The sequence below is a fragment of the Bradyrhizobium sp. CCBAU 45384 genome (assembly GCF_028128665.1).
GTDB lineage: Bacteria > Pseudomonadota > Alphaproteobacteria > Rhizobiales > Xanthobacteraceae > Bradyrhizobium > Bradyrhizobium manausense.
The window spans coordinates 1-486 of sequence record NZ_LBIZ01000024.1 but is presented as its reverse complement, the minus strand read 5'-3'; the positions used below and the strand labels follow the sequence as shown (position 1 = coordinate 486).

The window sequence follows — 486 nt, the reverse complement described above, 5'->3', positions numbered from 1 at the left end:
ACAGGTCTCGATTAACGAAGCCAGAACTGCCCAATTCTCGGCGCCCTCGTCGCAGCCGGCAAAAAGGGAGTTCTTGGCGTTGAGCTTGATCGGCCGCATCGCTCGCTCGACCGCATTGGTATCCATCTCGATGCGCCCGTCATCAAGGTACAGTGTCAGGCCGTTCCAATGCCGCAGCGCATAGCGCAAAGCCTTCGCCGTGTCGCTCTTCTGTGCAAGGTGATCAAGCTTGGCCTCAAACCACTGCTTCAAGGCTGCAGCCAGAGGCCTGGCATGCGCCTGCCTGCCGGCGTGGCGCTCGTCCGCAGATCGGCCGCGGAGAGCCTTCTCGACCGCATAAAGCTGGGCGATACGCTCGAGAGCCTCGCGGGCAACCGGAGCTGGCGCTGGCGCCACCTCCCGTTCGATCTTCACAAACTGCCGCCGCAGATGCGACCAGCAGAAGGCGAGCGTCCCGGACAGGGCGTCCGCACGCGTCTCTCGGGT

At 63.6% G+C, this 486-nt stretch carries 1 protein-coding gene; it reads right to left on the bottom strand.

Annotated elements, in window-relative coordinates; all coding sequences use genetic code 11:
- Window positions 1-486: IS66 family transposase (locus XH80_RS02830; protein ID WP_271597240.1), on the bottom strand; the 486-nt coding region annotated here is incomplete at both ends.